At 63.4% G+C, this 1,431-nt stretch carries 2 protein-coding genes; both read right to left on the bottom strand.

Translation table 11 applies throughout. From position 1 onward, the window contains the following. Positions 1–45 precede the first annotated feature (45 nt). Entirely contained in the window at positions 46–624 is a 579-nt protein-coding gene (locus tag AYR66_RS10140) for a cytochrome b (RefSeq protein ID WP_088707392.1), read from the bottom strand. After that, positions 603–1,431: beta-propeller fold lactonase family protein (locus AYR66_RS10135; RefSeq protein WP_206047130.1), on the bottom strand; the 829-nt coding region annotated here is incomplete at its 5' end. The genes AYR66_RS10140 and AYR66_RS10135, both read right to left, overlap by 22 nt.

The raw sequence follows: 1,431 nt of genomic DNA, 5'->3' as shown, positions 1-1,431 counted from the left end.
CCCCGCCCTAACCCTCCCCCTGCAAGGGGGAGGGAACCCCATCGATCACGGCAACATCCGCCGCAACAACCCCGCCCCCGACTTCAGCAGGTGATACACCACCGCCAGCAAATGCACCGCCACCAGCGCGCACAGCAGCCACACAAACGCCACATGCACATACCGGAAGAACGCCTGCGCCGCAGTGCTCTCCCACCCCAGTAACGGCAGCGCGTAGCCGAAGAACTTCACAGGATGCTTGCCGAAATTCGATCCGGCAAAGCCTGACAGCGGAATCACCGCCATGCACACGTACAGCAATCTGTGCACGGCCGCCGCCGCCCGTTCCTGCGCTGCCGGCATGTGCACCGGCGCGGGCGGCTTGTTCCGCAGTCGCCACCATACGCGCAGCGTGATAAGCATCAGTGCAATCAACCCGAATGACTTGTGCAGGCCGTAGTAATACGCCACCTCGGGCGTACGCTTGGGAAGCTCGACCATGTACAGGCCGAGCACAACCTGCCCGATGAGCAGCACCGCCATCACCCAGTGCAGTGCCACCGCAGGCAGGGAATACCGGCCTGCCCGCACCGTCGCCACGCGCTGCTCCAGCGCTTCCAGTCCTATTGAATGACCACGCCCCATGGCAGTTCTCCCACTGTAATTTCCTTGATGACCTGTTTCGCCGCGGTGTCGATCACCGAGACGGAACCGGACCGGCCGTTGGCGACGTACAGCTTCTTGCCGTCGGGCGTGATCGCCATGTTCCAGGGGCGCTTGCCGACCGGGATCCGGGTGGTCACCTTGTTTTCGGCGACGTCGATCACGCTGACCGTGCCATCCTTGCCGTTGCTGACATAGACGGTATTGCCGTCCGGGTGCACGGTGACGCCGTTGGAGAAGTTGCCCGACGGAATGCGGGCGATCACCTGCTGCGTCTTGGTGTCGATCGCATACACGGTGCCCGCGATCTCTGCCGCCACATAGGCGCGGCTGCCGTCGGGCAGGAAGCCGATGCCGCGCGGGCGCATGCCGACCGTGATCGCATTGACCTGGCGACGCTGTTCCACATCGACGATATCGACCTTGTCGGCATCTTCGGCGCTCACGTACACCCATTTGCCGTCGGGGCTGAAATGCGCGTGTTCGGGATTCTTGCCCTTGGTGGTGACATTGAAGACGATCTTGTGCGTAGCCGGCGACACGAAGTTGATGCTGTTGCTGACTTCGCTGGCGACAATCACCCAGTCGCCCTTGGGCGAAATGCCGACGCCTTCCGGCGACTCCTGCATCTTCACGCGCTCGGCCACCTTGCGCTGCTCGAGATCGACCACCAGCAGCGAATTGGTTGACTCGTCGCTGATGTACAGGGACTTGCCGCCCTGGCCGACGACGAGCCCGCGCGGACGGCCTCCGGTCGCGATGGTGCCGACGACATTGTCGGTTTCCACG

This window comes from Noviherbaspirillum denitrificans, from assembly GCF_002211445.1.
GTDB classification, from domain to species: Bacteria; Pseudomonadota; Gammaproteobacteria; order Burkholderiales; family Burkholderiaceae_D; genus Noviherbaspirillum; species Noviherbaspirillum denitrificans.
This window is presented reverse-complemented; position numbering and strand designations above follow the sequence as displayed.